The organism is Comamonas sp. C24C (assembly GCF_053345995.1).
In genome coordinates this window covers 168,452-186,974 of the sequence record NZ_JBKFBC010000008.1, presented here as the reverse complement: position 1 = coordinate 186,974, position 18,523 = coordinate 168,452, and the positions used below count along the sequence as shown (strand labels likewise).

At 62.9% G+C, this 18,523-nt stretch carries 19 protein-coding genes; 15 read left to right on the top strand and 4 right to left on the bottom strand.

The genetic code is table 11. From position 1 onward, the window contains the following. The first annotated feature begins 13 nt into the window (after positions 1–13). From secD to ACLBXN_RS16190, 3 genes are read left to right on the top strand one after another with little or no spacing between them, the layout of a single operon-like run. Positions 14–1,912, top strand: coding sequence for a protein translocase subunit SecD (secD, locus tag ACLBXN_RS16200; protein WP_043004566.1), 1,899 nt, complete (start codon positions 14–16; stop codon positions 1,910–1,912). 11 nt (positions 1,913–1,923) lie between these two features. Next, positions 1,924–2,880, top strand: coding sequence for a protein translocase subunit SecF (gene secF / locus ACLBXN_RS16195; RefSeq protein WP_003060159.1), 957 nt, complete (start codon positions 1,924–1,926; stop codon positions 2,878–2,880). Between the two features lie 55 nt (positions 2,881–2,935). Continuing rightward, positions 2,936–5,326, top strand: coding sequence for a DUF1631 domain-containing protein (locus tag ACLBXN_RS16190; protein ID WP_447612817.1), 2,391 nt, complete (start codon positions 2,936–2,938; stop codon positions 5,324–5,326). 61 nt (positions 5,327–5,387) lie between these two features. Here the strand turns inward: ACLBXN_RS16190 and dprA are convergent, their stop codons facing one another. Continuing rightward, positions 5,388–6,581 carry a DNA-processing protein DprA gene (gene dprA, locus ACLBXN_RS16185; RefSeq protein ID WP_447612816.1) on the bottom strand — a complete coding sequence of 398 codons (1,194 nt, stop codon included), beginning with the start codon at positions 6,579–6,581 and terminating at the stop codon, positions 5,388–5,390. A 14-nt stretch (positions 6,582–6,595) separates the two neighbouring features. Further along, the gene (locus tag ACLBXN_RS16180) at positions 6,596–7,783 is read right to left on the bottom strand and encodes a LysM peptidoglycan-binding domain-containing protein (RefSeq protein ID WP_447612814.1); all 1,188 of its coding nucleotides are present in this window, start codon (positions 7,781–7,783) and stop codon (positions 6,596–6,598) included. Positions 7,784–7,986: 203 nt separating this feature from the next. Between ACLBXN_RS16180 and def the strand changes: the two genes are divergently transcribed. The 8 genes from def (at position 7,987) to ACLBXN_RS16140 (ending at position 14,120) form a co-directional block, all read left to right on the top strand. Next, positions 7,987–8,499 (top strand): peptide deformylase, encoded by a 513-nt coding sequence (gene def, locus ACLBXN_RS16175; RefSeq protein WP_447612813.1) that lies wholly within the window; start codon positions 7,987–7,989, stop codon positions 8,497–8,499. An 11-nt stretch (positions 8,500–8,510) separates the two neighbouring features. Beyond that, positions 8,511–9,008 (top strand): hypothetical protein, encoded by a 498-nt coding sequence (locus ACLBXN_RS16170; RefSeq protein ID WP_211458205.1) that lies wholly within the window; start codon positions 8,511–8,513, stop codon positions 9,006–9,008. Positions 9,009–9,050: 42 nt separating this feature from the next. Beyond that, a complete protein-coding gene (gene fmt, locus ACLBXN_RS16165; RefSeq protein ID WP_447612812.1) occupies positions 9,051–10,016 on the top strand; it encodes a methionyl-tRNA formyltransferase in 966 nt (321 codons plus the stop codon). Then, a complete protein-coding gene (locus ACLBXN_RS16160; protein ID WP_447612811.1) occupies positions 10,013–10,783 on the top strand; it encodes an AzlC family ABC transporter permease in 771 nt (256 codons plus the stop codon). The genes fmt and ACLBXN_RS16160 overlap by 4 nt, the downstream gene beginning before the upstream one ends. Beyond that, a complete protein-coding gene (locus ACLBXN_RS16155) occupies positions 10,780–11,112 on the top strand; it encodes an AzlD domain-containing protein (RefSeq protein WP_003060173.1) in 333 nt (110 codons plus the stop codon). The genes ACLBXN_RS16160 and ACLBXN_RS16155 overlap by 4 nt, the downstream gene beginning before the upstream one ends. 222 nt (positions 11,113–11,334) lie before the next feature. Continuing rightward, complete coding sequence (locus ACLBXN_RS16150) at positions 11,335–12,528, top strand: phosphoglycerate kinase (protein ID WP_447612810.1); 1,194 nt, start codon at positions 11,335–11,337, stop codon at positions 12,526–12,528. A gap of 294 nt (positions 12,529–12,822) precedes the next feature. Continuing rightward, on the top strand, positions 12,823–13,302 hold the full coding sequence (locus ACLBXN_RS16145) for a Crp/Fnr family transcriptional regulator (RefSeq protein ID WP_043004576.1): 480 nt from the start codon (positions 12,823–12,825) through the stop codon (positions 13,300–13,302). A gap of 143 nt (positions 13,303–13,445) precedes the next feature. After that, entirely contained in the window at positions 13,446–14,120 is a 675-nt protein-coding gene (locus tag ACLBXN_RS16140) for a hypothetical protein (protein ID WP_211458210.1), read from the top strand. Positions 14,121–14,141: 21 nt separating this feature from the next. On the opposite strand, the gene ACLBXN_RS16135 is transcribed toward ACLBXN_RS16140, so the two are convergent. After that, positions 14,142–14,699 carry an adenine phosphoribosyltransferase gene (locus ACLBXN_RS16135; protein ID WP_003060181.1) on the bottom strand — a complete coding sequence of 186 codons (558 nt, stop codon included), beginning with the start codon at positions 14,697–14,699 and terminating at the stop codon, positions 14,142–14,144. Between the two features lie 111 nt (positions 14,700–14,810). Here ACLBXN_RS16135 and ACLBXN_RS16130 point away from each other — a divergent pair, with 111 nt between their 5' ends. From ACLBXN_RS16130 to ACLBXN_RS16115, 4 genes are read left to right on the top strand one after another with little or no spacing between them, the layout of a single operon-like run. After that, on the top strand, positions 14,811–15,812 hold the full coding sequence (locus tag ACLBXN_RS16130; protein ID WP_043004579.1) for a KpsF/GutQ family sugar-phosphate isomerase: 1,002 nt from the start codon (positions 14,811–14,813) through the stop codon (positions 15,810–15,812). Continuing rightward, a complete protein-coding gene (locus tag ACLBXN_RS16125; RefSeq protein ID WP_003060185.1) occupies positions 15,812–16,372 on the top strand; it encodes a KdsC family phosphatase in 561 nt (186 codons plus the stop codon). The genes ACLBXN_RS16130 and ACLBXN_RS16125 overlap by 1 nt, the downstream gene beginning before the upstream one ends. Beyond that, entirely contained in the window at positions 16,369–16,989 is a 621-nt protein-coding gene (gene lptC / locus ACLBXN_RS16120; protein ID WP_447612809.1) for an LPS export ABC transporter periplasmic protein LptC, read from the top strand. The genes ACLBXN_RS16125 and lptC overlap by 4 nt, the downstream gene beginning before the upstream one ends. A gap of 3 nt (positions 16,990–16,992) precedes the next feature. Further along, the gene (locus ACLBXN_RS16115) at positions 16,993–17,784 is read left to right on the top strand and encodes an SDR family oxidoreductase (protein ID WP_447612808.1); all 792 of its coding nucleotides are present in this window, start codon (positions 16,993–16,995) and stop codon (positions 17,782–17,784) included. Between the two features lie 104 nt (positions 17,785–17,888). On the opposite strand, the gene ACLBXN_RS16110 is transcribed toward ACLBXN_RS16115, so the two are convergent. Then, complete coding sequence (locus ACLBXN_RS16110; protein ID WP_343676769.1) at positions 17,889–18,380, bottom strand: RNA-binding protein; 492 nt, start codon at positions 18,378–18,380, stop codon at positions 17,889–17,891. Positions 18,381–18,523: the final 143 nt, after the last annotated feature.

Here is an 18,523-nt window from a genome sequence, read left to right as displayed (position 1 = left end):
AAAGAGCGCGATCATGAACCGATACCCGGTCTGGAAGTACGCGATCATCGTGATCGCGCTGCTGGTGGGGGTGCTCTACACCCTGCCCAATTTCTTTGGTGAAGCGCCTGCGGTGCAGGTGTCCTCGGCCAAGTCCACCGTGAAGGTGGACAACGCAGTGCTGCAAAAGGTGGAATCCGCCTTGAGCGCGGCCAGCGTCAAAGCCACTTCGCTGTCGCTGGAGGGCACTTCGGTGCGCGCCCGCTTCGATACGCCCGACGAGCAGCTCAAGGCCAAGGACGTCATCCAGAAGGCTCTGGTTGCCGACCCCTCCGATCCCGCCTACATCGTGGCGCTGAACCTGGTGTCGCGCTCGCCCGACTGGCTGACGGCCATCGGTGCCAAGCCCATGTATCTGGGTCTGGACCTGCGCGGCGGCGTGCACTTCATGCTGCAGGTGGACATGGCCGCGGCCCTGACCAAGAAGGCCGAGAGCTATGCGGGCGATCTGCGCTCCACCATGCGCGACAAGAATATCCGCCACGGCGGTGTCAGCCGCGACGGCAACAACGTCACCATCCGCGTGCGCGACGAAGCCACGCTGACGTCTGCGCGCAATCTGATCGCGGACCAGTTTCCCGATCTGACGGCCACTTCCTCGCCTGATGGCACCGGCTTCAAGCTGGTGGCCTCGATCAAGCCCGAGGCCCTGCGCAAGGTGCAGGAGCAGGCGCTCAAGCAGAACATCGTCACGCTGCACAACCGTATCAACGAGCTGGGCGTGGCCGAGCCCGTGATCCAGCAGCAGGGCCTGGACCGCATCGTGGTGCAGCTGCCCGGCGTGCAGGACACCGCCAAGGCCAAGGACATTCTGGGCCGTACCGCCACGCTGGAAGTGCGCATGGTGGACGAGTCCGCCGAAGCGCGCTCGGCCGAGATGGGCTCCGGCCCCGTGCCCTTCGGCTCCGAGAAGTATCTGGACCGCAACGGCCAGAGCATCATCGTGCAAAAGCAGGTGACGCTGACCGGCGAGAATCTGACGGACGCCCAGCCCGGCTTTGACAGCCAGACCCAGGAGCCCACCGTCAACCTGACGCTGGACGCCAAGGGCGCGCGCATCTTCAAGGACGTGACGCGCGAGAACGTGGGCAAGCGCATGGCCATCATCCTGTTCGAAAAGGGCAAGGGCGAGGTGGTGACGGCTCCTGTGATCCGTGGCGAGATCGGCGGCGGCCGCGTGCAGATATCCGGACGCATGACCACGGCGGAAGCCAACGACACCTCGCTGCTGCTGCGCGCCGGTTCGCTGGCCGCACCCATGGAGATCATCGAGGAATACACCATCGGCCCGAGCCTGGGTGCTGACAACATCAACCGTGGTATCCACTCCGTGGTCTGGGGCATGGTGGCGATTGCGGCCTTCATGTGCATGTACTACATGCTGTTCGGCGTGTTCTCCACGATTGCCCTGTCGGTGAACGTGCTTCTGCTGCTGGCCATTCTGTCCATGCTGCAAGCCACGCTGACCCTGCCCGGCATCGCCGCCATGGCGCTGGCGCTGGGCGTGGCCATCGACTCCAACGTGCTGATCAACGAACGCATCCGCGAAGAGCTGCGTGCCGGTGCCTCGCCCCAGGCGGCCATCCATGCCGGCTACGAGAATGCCTGGCACACGATTCTGGACTCCAACGTGACCACGCTGATCGCCGGCCTGGCCCTGCTGGCCTTCGGTTCGGGCGTGGTGCGCGGCTTTGCCGTGGTGCACTGCATCGGCATTCTGACCAGCATGTTCTCGGCCGTGTTCTTCTCTCGCGGCCTGGTCAACCTCTGGTATGGCGGCAAGAAGAAGCTCAAGAGCGTCTCCATCGGTCAGGTCTGGAAGCCTGAGGGTGAGGGTCTTCGTTCCGTGGCCGGTCGCGGCAGCAACAACTAAGGAGGAAGATCATGGAGTTCTTCCGCATCAAAAAAGACATTCCGTTCATGAGGTACGCGTTGGTCTTCAACGCGATCTCCTTCATCACCTTTGCGCTGGCCGTCTTCTTCCTGTTCTCGCGCGGCCTGCATCTGTCGGTGGAGTTCACGGGCGGTACGGTCATGGAAGTGGCCTACACCCAGCCGGCCGATATCGGCAAGGTGCGGGAAACCGTTTCCAAGCTCGGCTATGCCGATGTGATCGTGCAGAATTTCGGCACATCCAAGGATGTGATGATCCGTCTGCCCGTGCAAAAAGGCGTGACGACTGCCCAGCAAAGCGAGCAGGTGATCACTGCGCTGAAGGCCGAGGATGCCGAGGTCACGCTGCGCCGTACCGAGTTTGTCGGCCCCCAGGTGGGCGACGAGCTGATGCACAACGGCCTGATGGCGCTGGGCATGGTGGTGCTGGGCATCATCATCTATCTGGCCTTCCGCTTCGAGTGGAAGTTCGGTGTGGCCGCCATCATTGCCAACTTGCACGATGTGATCATCATCCTGGGCTTCTTCGCCTTCTTCCAGTGGGAGTTCTCGCTCTCCGTGCTGGCGGGCGTGCTGGCCGTGCTGGGCTACTCGGTCAATGAGTCCGTGGTGATCTTCGACCGTATCCGCGAAGCCTTCCGCAAGTTCCGCAAGCTCAGCACGCACGAGGTGATCGACCACGCCATCACATCGACCATGAGCCGAACCATCATCACCCACGCCTCGACCGAAGCCATGGTGCTGTCCATGTTCTTCTTCGGCGGCCCCAGCCTGCACTACTTTGCGCTGGCACTGACGATCGGCATCTTGTTCGGTATCTATTCCTCGGTGTTCGTGGCGGCTGCCATTGCCATGTGGCTCGGCGTCAAGCGAGAGGATCTGGTCAAGGCTCCGACCAAGCCCGGCTCGCAAGACCCCAACGATCCCAACGCGGGAGCCGTGGTCTGATGCTTTGACCATTACGGCGGGCGCATAACCGCTCCCGCCGACTTACACTTACGGAATGGCTCCATCGCAGTCTTCCTCCACCGCGCCTGCGGCCCCGCAACAGCTGGGCTGGCAGGCGCGTTTGCGTTGGGTCCATGGCATTTGCCAGGGCCTGCCCAAGGTCGCCCAGCAGCTGGATGAATTTCTTGCCAACCAGACCGGCGTCGTCTCCACGGCCAAGGAGATGCAGGAGTGGCGCGAAGCCTGGGTCGGCTTTCAGCAGCACAAGGACGCCTGGGTACAAGCTTGTGCGCAGGCGCTGCAGCAGGCTGCGCGCAAGCCGCCTTCCCAAGCAGGCGAGAGCAGCGCTTCGGGATCGGCTCCGCTGAACTTCGAGCTGCTCAGCGACGATGTCGTCGAAAACAAGATTCTGGCCTCCCGCATGGCCCTGGCCATGGGAGAGACGCTGCAGCCCGGTTTCGAGGCCATGCGCCTGCGCATGCAGGCGCTGGAGGGGCATGAGCTGCCTTCCCGGGACATGTTCCGGGCCGAGACCATTTGCCTGCATCTGGTCGAGCAATGGCTGAGCTGCGGCATGGAGCGCAAGCATTTGCTGCGGGCCGTGGAGCCTTTGCAGAATGCGCTGGCGCCATTGATGGAGTCCGAATACGGCATTTTGCACAAGCTGCTGGATGCCAAAGGCGTCAGCAAGGCCCAGGATGCCCCGCTGCGGGTGAAGCGCACGGAGGGCGGTCCGCCTACCGGCGCCATTCCTCTGGGCGGCGCCAGCGGCTTTGGCCATGCTGCCGAGACCGGTTGGAGCAGCTCTGCCATGCAGCAGTTCATGCCCGCAGGCATGGCGGCAGGTTTCGGAGCCGAGCCGGGTATTGCCCTGCCGCCAGGCGCCAGCGCCGGTCTCGGCATGCTGGCGCGGGCGCGCCATCGCGCGCTGGATGCCATGAATCAGCTGCGCCAGGTGCTGAGCCAGCCGGCGGTCGGCATTCCTGGCCTGATGCCCGGCGCCCCGCTGGTTCCCATGCCTCCGGCCTCTGCCGCCCTGGCGCAGGCGCTGCAGGAGCAGCAACAGCTGATGGTGGCCGAACTCCAGGCACAGTATCCGGGTGCGGCCGGTTCGGCCATGGCCATGCCTGCCATGGACTACAGCCCGGCAGCGATCGGCCAGTTGGTCAATCAGGTGCGCGAGCGCTCGGCCGACTGGAAGCAAAAGGCCCAGACAACGGGGGAGAAGGCGACCATCGAGGTGGTGGCGCTGATGTTCCAGAGCATTCTTTCGGAAGACCGGCTGCCGCCGTCCATTCGTGTCTGGTTCGCGCGCCTGCAGGTGCCGGTGTTGCGCGTGGCCCTGGCCGAGCCACAGTTCTTCAGCGACCTGAATCACCCGGCGCGCAAGTTGATCGACCGCATGGGCTCCTGCGTCATGGGCTTCGATGCCAGCAGCATCAATGGCAATGCGCTGGAGACAGAGATTCGCCGCGTGGTCCAGGTGATAGAGCAGTATCCCGAGACAGGGCAGAAGGTCTTCGCCCTGGTGCTGCGCGAGTTCGAGGCCTTTCTCACCAAGCACTTTGCCCAGAACCGGTCCACGGCCAAGATCACCAGCGTGGCCCAGCAGGTGGAGCAGAAGGAAACGCTGGCCATCCAGTACACCATCGAGCTGCGCAATATGCTCACCGATATGCCGGTGCGCGAAGAGGTGCGCGACTTTCTCTTCAAGTCCTGGGCCGATGTGCTGGCCATGGCCACCGTGCGCTATGGCGCCAAGGATGCGCGGGCCATGCGCTTCAAGCAGGCGGCCAGCGAGCTGGTCTGGTCGGCCAGTGCCAAGCCGTCGCGTCAGGAGCGTGCGCGCGTCATCCAGGGTCTGCCGACCTTGCTGCAGACCTTGCGCGAAGGGCTGGAGCTGGTGAGCGTGACGGGCGATGCGCAGTCGACCGCGATCAAGGTATTGACCGATACGCTGGCGCAGGCCTTCATGTCCAAGACTGCGGCCATTCCGGCCGAGCGGATCGAGGCCATGGCCAAGCGTCTGTCGGAGCTGGAAAAATACATCAGCGAGGATGGCAAGCTCGACGATATGCCGCTGTCCAGCGAGAGCATAGAGCTGATGCTGGGCGTGGATGCGGGCGACCTGAACGTCATTCCCAACACGGACAGCCCGGTGGAGCCGGCGATGCTGGAGTGGGCCCGATCGCTGGAAAGCGGCCGCTGGTTCACGCTGGACCACAACGGCAGCCGCGTACAGGTGCAATATGTCTGGCACAGCCGTCGCCGGCATCTGCATCTGTTCGCCTCGCTGGATGGCCATTGCTATCTGCTGCAGGCGCAGCGCATGGCCACCTATCTGCAGGCAGGCCTGCTGGCCGTGCATGACGCCGAGGCGCTGACGGTGCGCGCCACACGTGATGCGCTGCAGAAGATTCAGGCGAATCCGGAAAGGCTGGCCTGACCCACAGGCGCTAGGCGTCCTCCCGGTGTCTCTTTGCGCAGGGGCGCGAGTGCCGGGCGTTTCAGCCTTGAGTGAGTCGCTGGTACAGGCCGCCCGGCAGGCGCGCGACCAGGCCATCGAGCTCCAGCTCCATCAGCTGCGCCTGCAGATGGGCGGCATCCCAGCCCGTGCGATCGCTCAAGGACTCCAGCGTCATGGGATCATGGCCCAGCGCCTGCAGCAGCGGGTGCTCGGATATGGATGCCTTGTTTCCGATGGCTTCTTGCGCCTGTTCAGCTTGGATTGGTACGGGTTTCAGCCCCTGAAGCTCTTCGAGCACGTTGTCGGCAGTTTCCACCAGCTTGGCTCCCTGGCGTATCAGCGCATGGCAGCCCTTGGACTGCGGTGCGTGGATGGAGCCGGGAATGGCAAAGACTTCACGCCCCTGTTCGTTGGCCAGGCGGGCCGTGATCAGCGAGCCCGACTGCAGGGCGGCCTCCACCACCAGCGTGCCTTGCGACAGGCCCGAGATGATGCGGTTGCGCTGCGGAAAATGCTGGGGAAGGGGTCCGCTGCCCAGCGGGTATTCGCTGATGACCATTCCCTGGAGCGCAATTTGCTGCGCCAGTCTGGCGTGAGCGCGCGGATAGACCTGATCCAGCCCGGTGCCGACCACGGCAATCGTGCAGGGGTGTGTGCCTGAACGGGCTTGAAGCGCTCCCTCATGGGCGGCTGCATCGATGCCGCGTGCCAGACCCGAGACGATGCACAGACCTTGCTCGGCCAGTGCCTGCGCCATGCTGCGTGCATTGATGAGGCCCTGGGCCGAGGGATTGCGACTGCCCACCATGGCCAGGGTGGAAGGATACGGAAACCAGGGCCGGGCAGATGCCAGCAAGGTCGCCGAGCCCTGGACAAACAGCAGCAGGGGCGGATCTTCGGTCTGCAGCAGGCAGTCAGGATATTGGGGGTGGCCCAGATGGATCACGGTGTGCAGCAGCCCCGGTGCGGGGGAGGCCAGCCAGCTGGCCAGTGCGCTGCAATGCTGTTCCCAGTCGGCGGGAGGCTCGGACCCGGCCTTGATCTGGGCCTGGGTGGCGTATTCCGCCCAGATGGACGGCGGCAGCCGCCAGACCGCCTCGGCACTGCCGGCCCTGGTCAGCAGCCGGCGTGCCGTGGTGCGCCCCAGGCCGGGCGTCAAGAGCAGGCGCAGCCAGGCCAGGGTCTCGGCATCGGGCCAGGCATGGTGCGTATCTTGGGAGACGGTGGGCACCATGCTTTGGCTCCATGTTAGGGCAGAGGCGACTGCAGGCCGTCGCCCACATTCACGCCGCGCTGGGCCGTGGTGATGAGCGCGTAGGAAACCCGGTCAAACACCTTGAAGACCATGGCATAGCCATTGGCCTCGTCGGGCAGCTTCACGCGGTCACGGCTGGCGCTGGTCTTGTCCACGATGACATTGCCCTTGCTGACGAGTTCCAGCACCGCGCCGATGTCCATGCCGTCCCGGGCCCCCTTGTTGATGGCAATGACCTGGTTCTGGGCCGCGTTATAGCCCACCGAGTCGCCGTAGATGGAGACCACGGCGGCCTCCACCGCCTGGCGCGGTGCATGGGGCACATAGCTCAGGTATTGCTGCTCGGGCGAGGGCAGCAGACGGTCGCCGGCGCGGATTTCGTTCTTGGAGCGGATGATATCCACCGTGCCGGGTGCCGTCTGTGCGGGCTGGCCTGGCTCGGATGCCAGCAAGGTCTCGCCACGCGCCACGGTGGCACTGCCCAGGTACTTGGCTTCGTAGCCCAGGATTTCCCCGGTGACGGGGTCCTTGAGAGGCGTGGCATCGCGGAAGATGCGGTAGCTCGCGGGCTGTCCCTTGCCGGTGGTGATCAGCGCACCGCCGGAGTTGCGCACATAGGCGCGATCGCCATTGGCCATGAGCACGCGCTTGTCCTGGGTGGCGATGATGCGCGGCGCCTGTGCCAGGGCCTGGCTGTCCACGACCAGTGGCTCGGCCAGGAAGGGCTCGATCAGGTGCGGCGGCAGCGTGGGCAGGGCCAGATCGTTCAGTGAGGATTCACGTGTCTGCGGTGACACGCGCACCACTTCGGGATCGCCGTTGGGAGCCGCGGTCGACAGACGGGCATAGCCGTTGCTGCGCACCAGATACAGCACCTGGCCGGGGTAGATCAGATGCGGGTTGGCGATGCTGGAGAGGTTCATGCCCCAGAGTTCGGGCCAGCGCCAGGGCTGGCGCAGATACAGGCCCGAAATACCCCAGAGCGTGTCGCCGCGCTTGACGGTGTATTGCGCGGGAGCGCTGGGCGCCAGTTCGCTTTCGGGGATGCCCTGCTGAGCGACTTGCTGTGCGGTGGAGCGCTGGGTGGCGGTCACAGGGTAGCTCTGGGCATGGACCGAAGTCAGGGCTGCAAGCAATGTGGCACCGATGCTCAGGGCGCGTGCAGTGGCAAATGCGGTCATGAAATTCCTTCTGGCGGGATTCGTTTGCTGCAGCGTCCCTCGCGTCGCCGCACTGTGGCCGATCTTGGCATAGCCAGCCTACAAGTCTTACAAATGTGTCGAAATTCTCGATGCAAGGCCTCGATAGATCAATGTTTATTGAGGGCGTGACAAGCGTTTGGCGTCAAATGTTGGGACAATAACGACAGATTTACCGACACACCATGGCCATTCTTCCCATCCTCTGCTATCCCGATCCCCGTCTTCACAAGGTTGCCAAGCCCGTGGCGCAGGTGGATGAGCGCATCCAGACTCTGGTGAAAGACATGCTCGAGACCATGTACGACGCCCAGGGCATCGGCCTGGCCGCGACGCAGATCGATGTGCATGAGCGGGTCATCGTGATCGACGTGTCAGAGGAGCGCAACGAGCCCATGGCGCTGATCAACCCCGAGATCCTCTGGGCCAGCGAGGAAACGCAGCTGGGCGAAGAAGGCTGCCTGTCCGTGCCCGGCATCTACGACGGGGTGGAGCGCTCCATTGCCGTCAAGGTCAAGGCCCTCGACGAGAACGGCAACAGCCGCGAGATCGACGCAGAAGGCATGCTGGCCATCTGCATCCAGCACGAGATGGATCACCTGCTGGGCAAGGTGTTTGTCGAATACCTCTCGCCGCTGAAACGCAACCGCATCAAGACCAAGCTGGTCAAGGCCCAGAAGCAGGCCCTGCGGGCCTGATCGGAGCTTCCATGTCCCTGTCTCGCCTGCAAACCCTGTTGACTGCAAGTCTGCTGGCAGTGGGGCTGGCGGGTTGCATGGTGCCCCAGTGGCAAAAGCCCGGCATGCCTCAGGCCGAGGTGGAAAGAGGCATGGGCAAGCCCACTCTGGTCGTGGCCTTGCCCGAGGGCGGCCAGCGCCTGGTCTACAGCCAGCAGCCGGCCGGTCAGCAGGTCTATCACATGGATTTCGATGCCCAGCGCAAGCTGGTGCGCGTGGAGCAGGTGCTGGATACAGCGCACTTTTTTGCGCTGCGCAATGGCGTGGATACCCGCGACGATGTCTATCGCATGTTCGGCCCGCCCGCCATAGTCGAGGGGGTCTACAGCTTCAAAGGTGACATCTGGACCTACCGTTTTCTGGACAATACCTTTGGTCGGCGTGCCCATGTGCACATAGACCCGCAAGGTGTGGTGCAGAAGGTCATGTTCACTGATGAGAGCATGTACCTCAGAGAGCCGCACCGTTGAAGACCTGGCAGCCGACGGCTGCCTTTTTAATTTGTGAGTTCCATGAAAGTCATTTTTGCGGGTACGCCCGAATTTGCGCGCGTGGCCCTGGAGAGTCTGCTGGCCGCAGGTTTTGAAGTTCCGCTGGTGCTGACCCAGCCTGATCGCCCCGCCGGGCGCGGCATGAAGCTGCAAGCCTCTCCCGTCAAGCAGTGCGCGCTTGAACAGGGCATTGCCGTGGCCCAGCCGCTGAGCCTGCGTCTGGACGGCAAGTATCCCGAAGACGCTGCTGCCGCCAAGGCCGCGATCGAGGCCGCTCAGGCCGATGTGATGGTGGTGGCGGCCTATGGCCTGATCCTGCCGCAATGGGTGCTCGACACGCCGCGCCTGGGTTGCCTGAACATTCATGCCAGCCTGCTGCCGCGCTGGCGCGGTGCAGCGCCGATTCATCGCGCCATCGAGGCCGGAGACGTCGAGACCGGTGTCACCATCATGCAGATGGATGCCGGTCTGGATACCGGCGATATGTGCGTGATCGAGCGTCTGCCGATTGCTGCGCACGACACCACGGCCAGCCTGCACGACAAGCTGGCCACGCTGGGTGGTCGTCTGATCGTGGAAGCACTGGAAATGGCGGCCTGCGGTGGCCTGTCGCGCACGCCCCAGCCTGCCGCTGGTGTGACCTATGCCCACAAGATCGAGAAGGCGGAGAGCCTGATCGACTGGAGCGAAAACGCCGAAGTCATCGCACGCCGCCTGCGTGCCTTCAACCCCTTCCCAGGCGGCGCCACCAGCCTGGACGGCGAAGCCATCAAGGTTTGGGAGGCCAGGGCCGAGGAAGGCTCTGGTGCGCCCGGCATGGTGCTGTCGGCCGATGCTCAGGGGGTGCGCGTGGCCTGCGGCAGCGGCGTGCTCAATATGACGCTGTTGCAGCGTGCGGGTGGCAAGCGCCTGGCCGCCGGCGATTTTCTGCGCGGTTTCGAGCTCCCGGTTGGTGCGCTGCTGGGAGAGGGCGCTGGCGAGGTATGACGGATATGGCGATCACGCTGGGTCAGCGTGCGAAATCGATAGTCAGGGATCCGTTTTTCTGGGTCGGCTCCAAGGAGATGGGGGGCACGGCCCTGGGCATCGCCGCCTGGGGGCTGGTGACTGGCGTGGCCATGGTCAAGAGCGGTCTTTCCGTGCCTCTGGCGCTGTTCATGGGCCTGAGCGTCTATGCGGGCAGCGCCCAACTGGCCGTGCTGCCGCTGATGGCCGTGGGGGCGCCGCTGTGGGTGGTCTGGTTCACCGCCATCTGCGTGAACCTGCGTTTCGTGATCCTGTCCAGCATGTGGCGCAGCTATTTCGCCCATCTGAGTCTGCGTCATCGCTTGGCGGTCGCCTATTTCAGCGGCGATGTGATTTTCGTGAACTTCATGCGCCGCTACCCCGAGGCCAGGCCGCAGGCCGAGCAGTTGCCCTATTTCTGGGGTGCAGCACTGACCAACTGGCTGGCCTGGCAGATCCCGTCCACGCTGGGCATTTTTCTGGCCGACCAGATTCCCCTGTCCTGGGGCCTGGGCTTTGCCGGTGTGCTGGCACTGCTGGGCGTGCTGCTGTCCATGCTCAAGGATCGCGCGACCTGGGTGGCGTCCATCGTGGCATGCACGGCTGCCGTGGCGGCTTTTGCGCTGCCGCTCAAGCTCAACATCCTGGTGGCGATTGCCGCCGCCGTGGCTGCAGGCCTGATGGCCGAGCAGTTGCAGAAGCAGGCCGGCCAGCTGTCGGCGGCAAAGAATGAGGAGCCGCAGTCATGATGAGCAGTTTCTGGGTCATCGTCGCCTGTATCGGTCTGGCCCTCATCACGCTGATCACGCGTGCCTTCTTCATGATTCCCGAGCGTGAGCTGCCACTACCCAACTGGCTCAAGCGCGGGCTCAAATACGCGCCGCTGGCGGCCTTGGCCGCAGTGATTGCGCCCGAGATCGTGATGAGCAATGGTCAGCTGATAGGCAGCCTGGCCGATGCGCGACTGCCTGCGCTGGCCGCTTCTGTGGTGTATTTTTTTTACAAGCGCAGCATTCTTGGAACCATCGCACTGGGCATGGCGATCTACCTGCCGCTGCATATCGGCATGGGCTGGTAGCCCCAAGGCCAGAGAAAACAGGAGCCGCGTGCTCCTGTTTTCATATGATCTGTCGCTGAAAAGGCCTGAAATCCAGTTACAGCGTGCGCAAGATGCTCCTGTTTTTGAGTCGAGTAAGCAGGTGAAAACGATGGCTGCAAAGGATGAACGACCTAAAATGCAGACAGATTTTTTGTTTTTCAACCTTTGTATGGGCGACTTTCGGAGTCGCTTTTTTGCTGCATGAACATCATCCGCTTCTCCGATCTGTGCGCTCAGGGCAAGGCCCAGGGTCAACGTGTTTTCATCCGTGCCGACCTGAACGTGCCCCTGAACGATGCGGGTGAAATCACTGAAGACACGCGTGTGCGCGCTTCCGTTCCGGCCATCGAGATGGCGCTGAAGGCTGGCGCTGCGGTGATGGTCACCAGCCACCTGGGCCGCCCCACCGAAGGTGAATTCAAGCCCCAGGACTCGCTGGCTCCCGTGGCCAAGCGTCTGTCCGAGCTGCTGGGCCGCGATGTGCCTCTGGTGGCCGACTGGGTAGATGGCGTGCAGGTTGCCCCCGGCCAGGTCGTGCTGCTGGAGAACTGCCGTGTCAACGTGGGCGAGAAGAAGAACAAGCCCGAGCTGGCCCAGAAGCTGGCTAAGCTCTGCGACATCTTTGTGAACGATGCCTTCGGTACCGCTCACCGCGCCGAAGGCACGACCTACGGCATCGCCGAATACGCGCCCATCGCCTGCGCCGGTCCGCTGCTGTCGGCCGAGATCGATGCGCTGAACAAGGCCTTGGCCGCGCCTGCGCGCCCCCTGGCCGCCATCGTCGCCGGCTCCAAGGTGTCCACCAAGCTGACCATCCTCAAGAGCCTGGCCGACAAGGTGGATCAGCTCATCGTGGGTGGCGGCATTGCGAACACCTTCATGCTGGCTGCTGGCCTGAAGATCGGCAAGTCGCTGGCCGAACCCGATCTGGTGGCCGATGCCAAGGCCGTGATCGACGCCATGGCTGCCCGCGGCGCCAATGTGCCCGTGCCCACTGACGTGGTCACCGCCAAGACCTTTGCTGCCGACGCCGTGGCCACCGTCAAGAAAGCCTCCGAAGTGGCGGACGACGACATGATTCTGGACATCGGTCCGGAAACCGCAGCCCTGCTGGCCGAGCAGCTCAAAAAGGCCGGCACCATCGTCTGGAACGGCCCCGTGGGCGTGTTCGAGTTCGATCAGTTTGCCAATGGCACCAAGGTCATCGCCCGGGCGATTGCCCAGTCCCCTGCCTTCAGCATTGCCGGCGGTGGCGACACCCTGGCCGCCATTGCCAAGTACGGCATTGAAAAGGACGTGGGCTACATCTCCACCGGCGGCGGTGCCTTCCTGGAAGTGCTGGAAGGCAAGAAGCTGCCCGCCTTCGAAATCCTGGAAAAGCGCGCCAACGGCTGATTTGATTGAAACAGGGCGCTAACCTATATGGTTAGGGCGATATCAGCTATCAAAAAAGGATCGACTAGTCGATCCTTTTTTGTTGGAGCAGATCAGAATGCAGACATCTGAAGTGTGCAAAAGTAACTCGGCGGCGCAAGTGATTGGCGGGACTGTCGGAGTCGCTTAGCATTCAGCCTGCGTTGATGGTCAACCATGGCGCGCTATGAATTTCTTTTGCCCTGAGCGGCCGGGATGTGAATCCGGAGTTGTCCACCCGGATGGCATGCGGCGTTCGCGTTCTACTCACTGCTTATGTTCGCTTCCACACCTCAGGATTTGTCGGCGCTGGTCCAGGCGATGACAACTTCGGTTGCCACCGATACCGCCCAAAACGTGCTCAGTGCCGCGCAATGGGAGTTGTTGGCGCCGTATCTGCAGCCGATCAACCTGGCGGCCAGCGAAGTGTTGTTTGCCGAAGGGGCGCTGGATCGCAATCTGTACATGGTGGAATACGGCTCGCTGAGCGTGCATTACCAGGATTCGAAGGAAAGAATCCGCCTGGCCTTGGTGGGGCCGGGGGCGATTGTGGGGGAGGGCGCCTTCTTCGCCCATAGGCCACGCAAGGCCACGGTGCAGGCCGCAGCGCCCAGCCGTCTATGGTGTCTGACAGCGTTGCGTTATTCGGAAATTGCCAATCGCCAGCCTGCGCTGGCCCTGGCGCTGCTGACCATGGCAGGTCAGGTACTGGCACGCCGTGCAGGGGACAGTCGCCGCCGGGTGGCGAGCACCTGAGCGAAGATTTTTTTGTATCTGGCGCGGGTTGGGCGCTTGATCCACGTCGGACAAAGGCTAATATTTCAGCCAATGTCACAAGCTGCTTCAGACCAGGAGGCAGAATGTGTCCTATTGTAAATACAGCCTGATCGAGTGTGCTCATGTCCCTGTTTCGATGGTTTTCTCGCGCGCCTCGCCAAGACGATGGCACGCCAGCATCGCGCCACGAGGATGATCCGGGGGCGCGTCAGTCGCAGCGCCGGGAGCGCTCCGCCAGACGCGAGCAGCTGTACGTCATCGTGCGCGAAGCCATGGTCAGGGTCGGCATTCTCTCTGCCGGCTACAAGTTCAAGGTGCTCTCGCTGGACAACGTCGGCCAGCGCTTTGTCGTGATGGTGGATCTGGCCCCCGCGTATGCGGCAGATGCCTCGCAGCAAAGACGTATCGAGGCCTTGATTGCAGAGCTCGCCAGAACCCGCATGGATGCCGGGGTTCACGCCGTGTACTGGCGCGTGAATGGGCAGCTGCAAGCCGCCGCCACCCCCGATTTTGCGCAGACACAGTTTGACGGCTTTGCCCCAACAATGACCGCGCCGCGCCAGGCGCCGCCTGCCGTGGCGGTGCAAGCGGGCCGCCCCTTCGAGCCCATTGACGCGCAGGAGATGGATGCTTTCAAGCAGGCAGTGGCCATGGCCGCTGCCTCCTCTGCGGCAGGCGCGCGCCACTCCCGCCAGGCACCCTTGCTGGGTCCTGGCTCAGGCCACGAGGAAGGTGGCGAATTTGCCGTCTCCGGCCTGGGCTCTCTGGGTGCGACGCAGTATGGGGAGTTGCGCTGATCAGGGCTGTGAGCAGCTCGGTCAGTGTCCGGCGAAATCCACCAGGGTGAACAGCGGCAGGCCGCTGTCCTTGAGATGCTTGGAGCCGCCCAGTTCCGGCAGGTCCACGATCGCCGCGCCTTCCACCACCGTTGCCCCCAGCTTTTCCAGCAGCTTCTTGCCGGCCATCATGGTGCCGCCGGTGGCGATCAGATCGTCAATCAGCAGTACACGGTCTCCCGATTTGACGGCATCGGTATGCAGTTCCACGGTGGCGCTACCGTATTCGAGCTCATAGGTTTCTTCAACCGTGGTGAAGGGCAGCTTGCCTTTTTTGCGGATGGGCACAAAGCCGATATTGAGCTCGTGTGCGATCACTGCACCCAGAATGAATCCGCGGGCATCCAGACCTGCGACCACGTCGGGACGAAGCTTGGGGTCCATGTAACGGTGCACAAAGGCGTCGGTCATGACGCGAAAGACCTTGGGGTCCTGCAGCAGGGGCGTGATGTCGCGGAACTGCACGCCCGGTGCAGGCCAGTCCGGCACGGTGCGGATATGGTCGCGCAGATAGTCGTTGACGCTGGTGGAGGTTTGCATGGCTAGCCCGAGTTCTTTGAATGCTCGTCAGTGTAGGGTCTCAGGCCTGAAATGCGGGCCAAAGGGATGTTGCCCGCTGCCCGGCAGGCAGGGGCTGGCTAAAATCCGGGCATGAATTCTGATGCTGCCAATTCGCGTCTGATCGACGCACCGCGAGCTTTGAACCTGGCCCGCGAGGCCCTGGATATCGAGGCCGCTGCCCTGCGTTCCATGTCCGAGCGCCTCAATGGCGCATTCACGGCCGTGGTGCAGCGCATTTTGCAGCTGCCGGGCCGGGTGGTGGTCATGGGCATGGGCAAAAGCGGGCATGTGGGCCGCAAGGTGGCCGCAACCCTGGCATCCACCGGGACTCCCGCCTTTTTCGTGCACCCTGCAGAGGCCAGCCATGGCGACCTGGGCATGCTGACGCAGGATGATCTGGTGCTGGCCTTGTCCAATAGCGGCGAGACCGACGAGCTGACCGGTGTGTTGCCCGCCATCAAGCGCATGGGCGTTCCGCTGGTGGCAGTGACCGGCGGGCTGAGCTCGACACTGGCCAAGCATGCAGACTGGGTGCTGGATACCCGTGTGGACAAGGAAGCCTGTCCCTTGAATCTGGCACCCACTGCGAGCACGACCGCCCAATTGGCTATGGGAGACGCGCTGGCCGTGGCCTTGCTCGACGCCCGGGGCTTTGGGGCCGAGGATTTTGCGCGCTCGCATCCCGGTGGAGCGCTGGGTCGGCGCTTGCTGACCCATGTGCGCGACGTGATGCGCCGCGGTGCCGATGTGCCCCAGGTGGCCCAGGATGTGAGCAGTGTGGAGCTGATGCGCGAGATGAGCGCCAAGGGCCTGGGCTGCTCTGCAGTGGTCAACGCAGGCGGCGAGCTGGTGGGCATTTTCACCGACGGAGACTTGCGCCGCTGCGTGGAAGCCGGCGTGGATCTGCGCAGCCGTGTGGCCAGCGATGTCATGCACGCCAGGCCTCTGACGATCAAGCCTGACTTGCTGGCGGTGGCCGCGGCCCGCATGATGGAAGAGCATGGCGTTACCGCCGTGCTGGTAACCGATGACAGCCAGCACCTGCAGGGTGTGGTGCATATTCGCGACCTGATGCGCGCCAAGGTGATTTGATGAACCGACCTGCTCTGACACCCAGCCAGCAATGGGATCCGCAGTTGTTGCTCAAGGCCCAGGGAATCCGCGTGGTCTTCTTCGATGTGGATGGCGTTCTGACCGATGGCGGTCTTTACTTCTCGGGCGAGGGTGAAGTCCTCAAGCGTTTCCACACGCTGGACGGCCATGGCCTGAAAATGCTGCAAAAGGCCGGCATCACGCCGGCCGTGGTGACAGGGCGCGACTCCGCACCGCTACGTTTGCGCCTGAAGCAGCTGGGCATTGAGCATGCGCGCTTTGGCACCGAGGACAAGGTGCCTGCTGCCGAGTCCATCCTGGCGGAACTGGGGCTGCACTGGGAGCAGGCGGGCGCCATGGGGGACGACTGGCCCGACCTGCCCGTCATGCGTCGCAGCCACTTTGCCTGCGCCCCGGCCAATGCGCATGACGAGGCTCTGCATGTGGCCGACTGGGTCAGTGCCAGGCATGGCGGGGAGGGCGCGGTGCGGCAGTTCTGCGATCTGCTGCTGGCCGCCAATGGCGCTTATGCCGCGCTGCTTGCGGGGTATGGCACATGAGCGGGCAATGGCGCCGTGTCGGCGATAAGGCCTCGATGTACCTGCCGGTGCTCATCATGGGCCTGCTGGCATTGGGAACCTGGTGGCTGGTGCGCAATGCCCCCAAGCCGCTTTCCAGCGGCACGGAGAAGGCCGTACGGCACGATCCGGACTATTTCCTCAAGGACTTTGTCATCAAGAATTTCGAGGCGTCGGGACGTCTCAAAAGCCGCTTGAATGGCACGACGGGTGAACATTTCCCCGATACCGATACGCTGGAAATCCAGGATGCGCGCATGCTGAGCTTCACGCCGGACGGGCGCAAGACTATTGGCAGCTCCAACCGTGCCCTGAGCAATGGCGACGGCTCGGAAATCCAGATGTTCGGGCAGGCCGTCATCACGCGCGAGCCCGTGCCTGCCACTGCGACCCAGAAGGCCTTGCCGGCCATGCAGCTGGAGAGCGAGTTTCTGCAGCTCTGGCCCAATGAGGAGCGTGCCAGCACCAACAAGCCGGTGGTCATGACCCGCGGCAGCGACAAATTTACCGGTGACAGCATGCAGTACGGGCATCTTGATCAGATTCTGCAAATGCAGGGGCGGGTCAAGGGCGTCATTCAGCCCAGCCAGAAGCGATAAGCCATGGCAGGACACGGAGCTGGACTTGTCTACATCACCGGTGCCTCCAGCGGCATAGGCCAGGCCCTGGCCTGGCACTATTACCAGCAGGGCTGGTCAGTTGCCCTGGTGGCAAGACGCACCGAAGTCATGGAGCAATGGGCGCAGTCCAGGCACATGGTCGCATCCCGCTACGTTGTCTATGGCGCTGATGTCACGAATATCGACAGCATCTGTAGTGCCGCCAAGGCCTGCCTGGAGCGCCAGGGCCTGCCCGATGTCGTGATCGCCAACGCGGGCATCAGCTGGGGTGTGGACACTTCCTTGCGTGAGGACCTCGAGGTAATGCAGCAGGTGCTGGCCAGCAATGCCATGGGGCTGGCTGCAAGCTTTCAGCCATTTATTGCCCCCATGGTGAAGCGCGGCAGCGGTCGTCTGGTGGGTATTTGCAGTGTGGCCGGTATTCGCGGATTACCGGGTCATGCCGCATATTCGGCGAGTAAGGCGGCTGCTATTGCCTATTGTGAAAGTCTGCGTGTGGAATTGCAGAAAACCGGTGTCTCGGTGACCAGCTTATTGCCGGGCTACGTTGACACCCCGTTGACTCGGCATAACCCGTATTCCATGCCTTTTCTGCTGACGCCCGAAGAATTCGCAAGGCGTGCCGTTCGCGTCATCGACCGCAAAGCCCGATATGCAATTATTCCCTGGCAGATGCGGGTTGTCGGTTGCGTAATGAGGGTATTGCCCGCTTATCTATGGGATAGATTGACCCTGGGGAAAACCAGAAAGCCCAGGCATCTCCAAAAGGATTGAACGAGAAAGTGCAGAGGCATTGAGAAAATGACTATGCATTTGAATGTCTTGGCAAATAAATAAAGGCACGATGACGTGCCTTTATTTACAGAGGTGAAAGAGGCTTATTCGCCGTGGTTATTGCCACCACCGTAGCCGCCGCGGCCACCGTGACGCGGACCAGAGCCATAGGGGCTGCGGAAGCCGCCTTCACCGCGGCCGCCACCGCCGTAGCCGCCACCGTCGCCGCGGCCATAGCCACCGCCTTCATTACGGCCGCCACCATAACCGCCATCGCGATTACCGCCACCAAAGCCGCCTTCACTGCGGAAACCACCGCCATAACCGCCGGAGCGAGGAGGACGGGGTTCCATGGGACGCGCTTCATTCACGACGAGGCTGCGGCCACCCAGGGGTTGGCCATTCATGCCTTGAATGGCAGCCTGTGCTTCCGCTTCACTTGCCATTTCCACAAAACCAAAGCCTTTGGAGCGGCCGGTGTCTCGTTCCATCATGACGCGCGCACTTGCGACGGCTCCAAACTGGCCGAACGCCTGCTCCAGATCGTTGTCGCGCACACCATAGGGAAGGTTGCCGACATACAGCTTATTGCCCATTAATAACTCCTAGCTCCTCAATGCTTCAATGGCGCGATTGAATTCAGGATGGTCGTTGCATTTTTATGGAAAACGCGCGAAGGAACCCTGAACACCTATTCGCTTGTGAACGGGAAATGCCCCGAGAAAAGAATTATGACGGA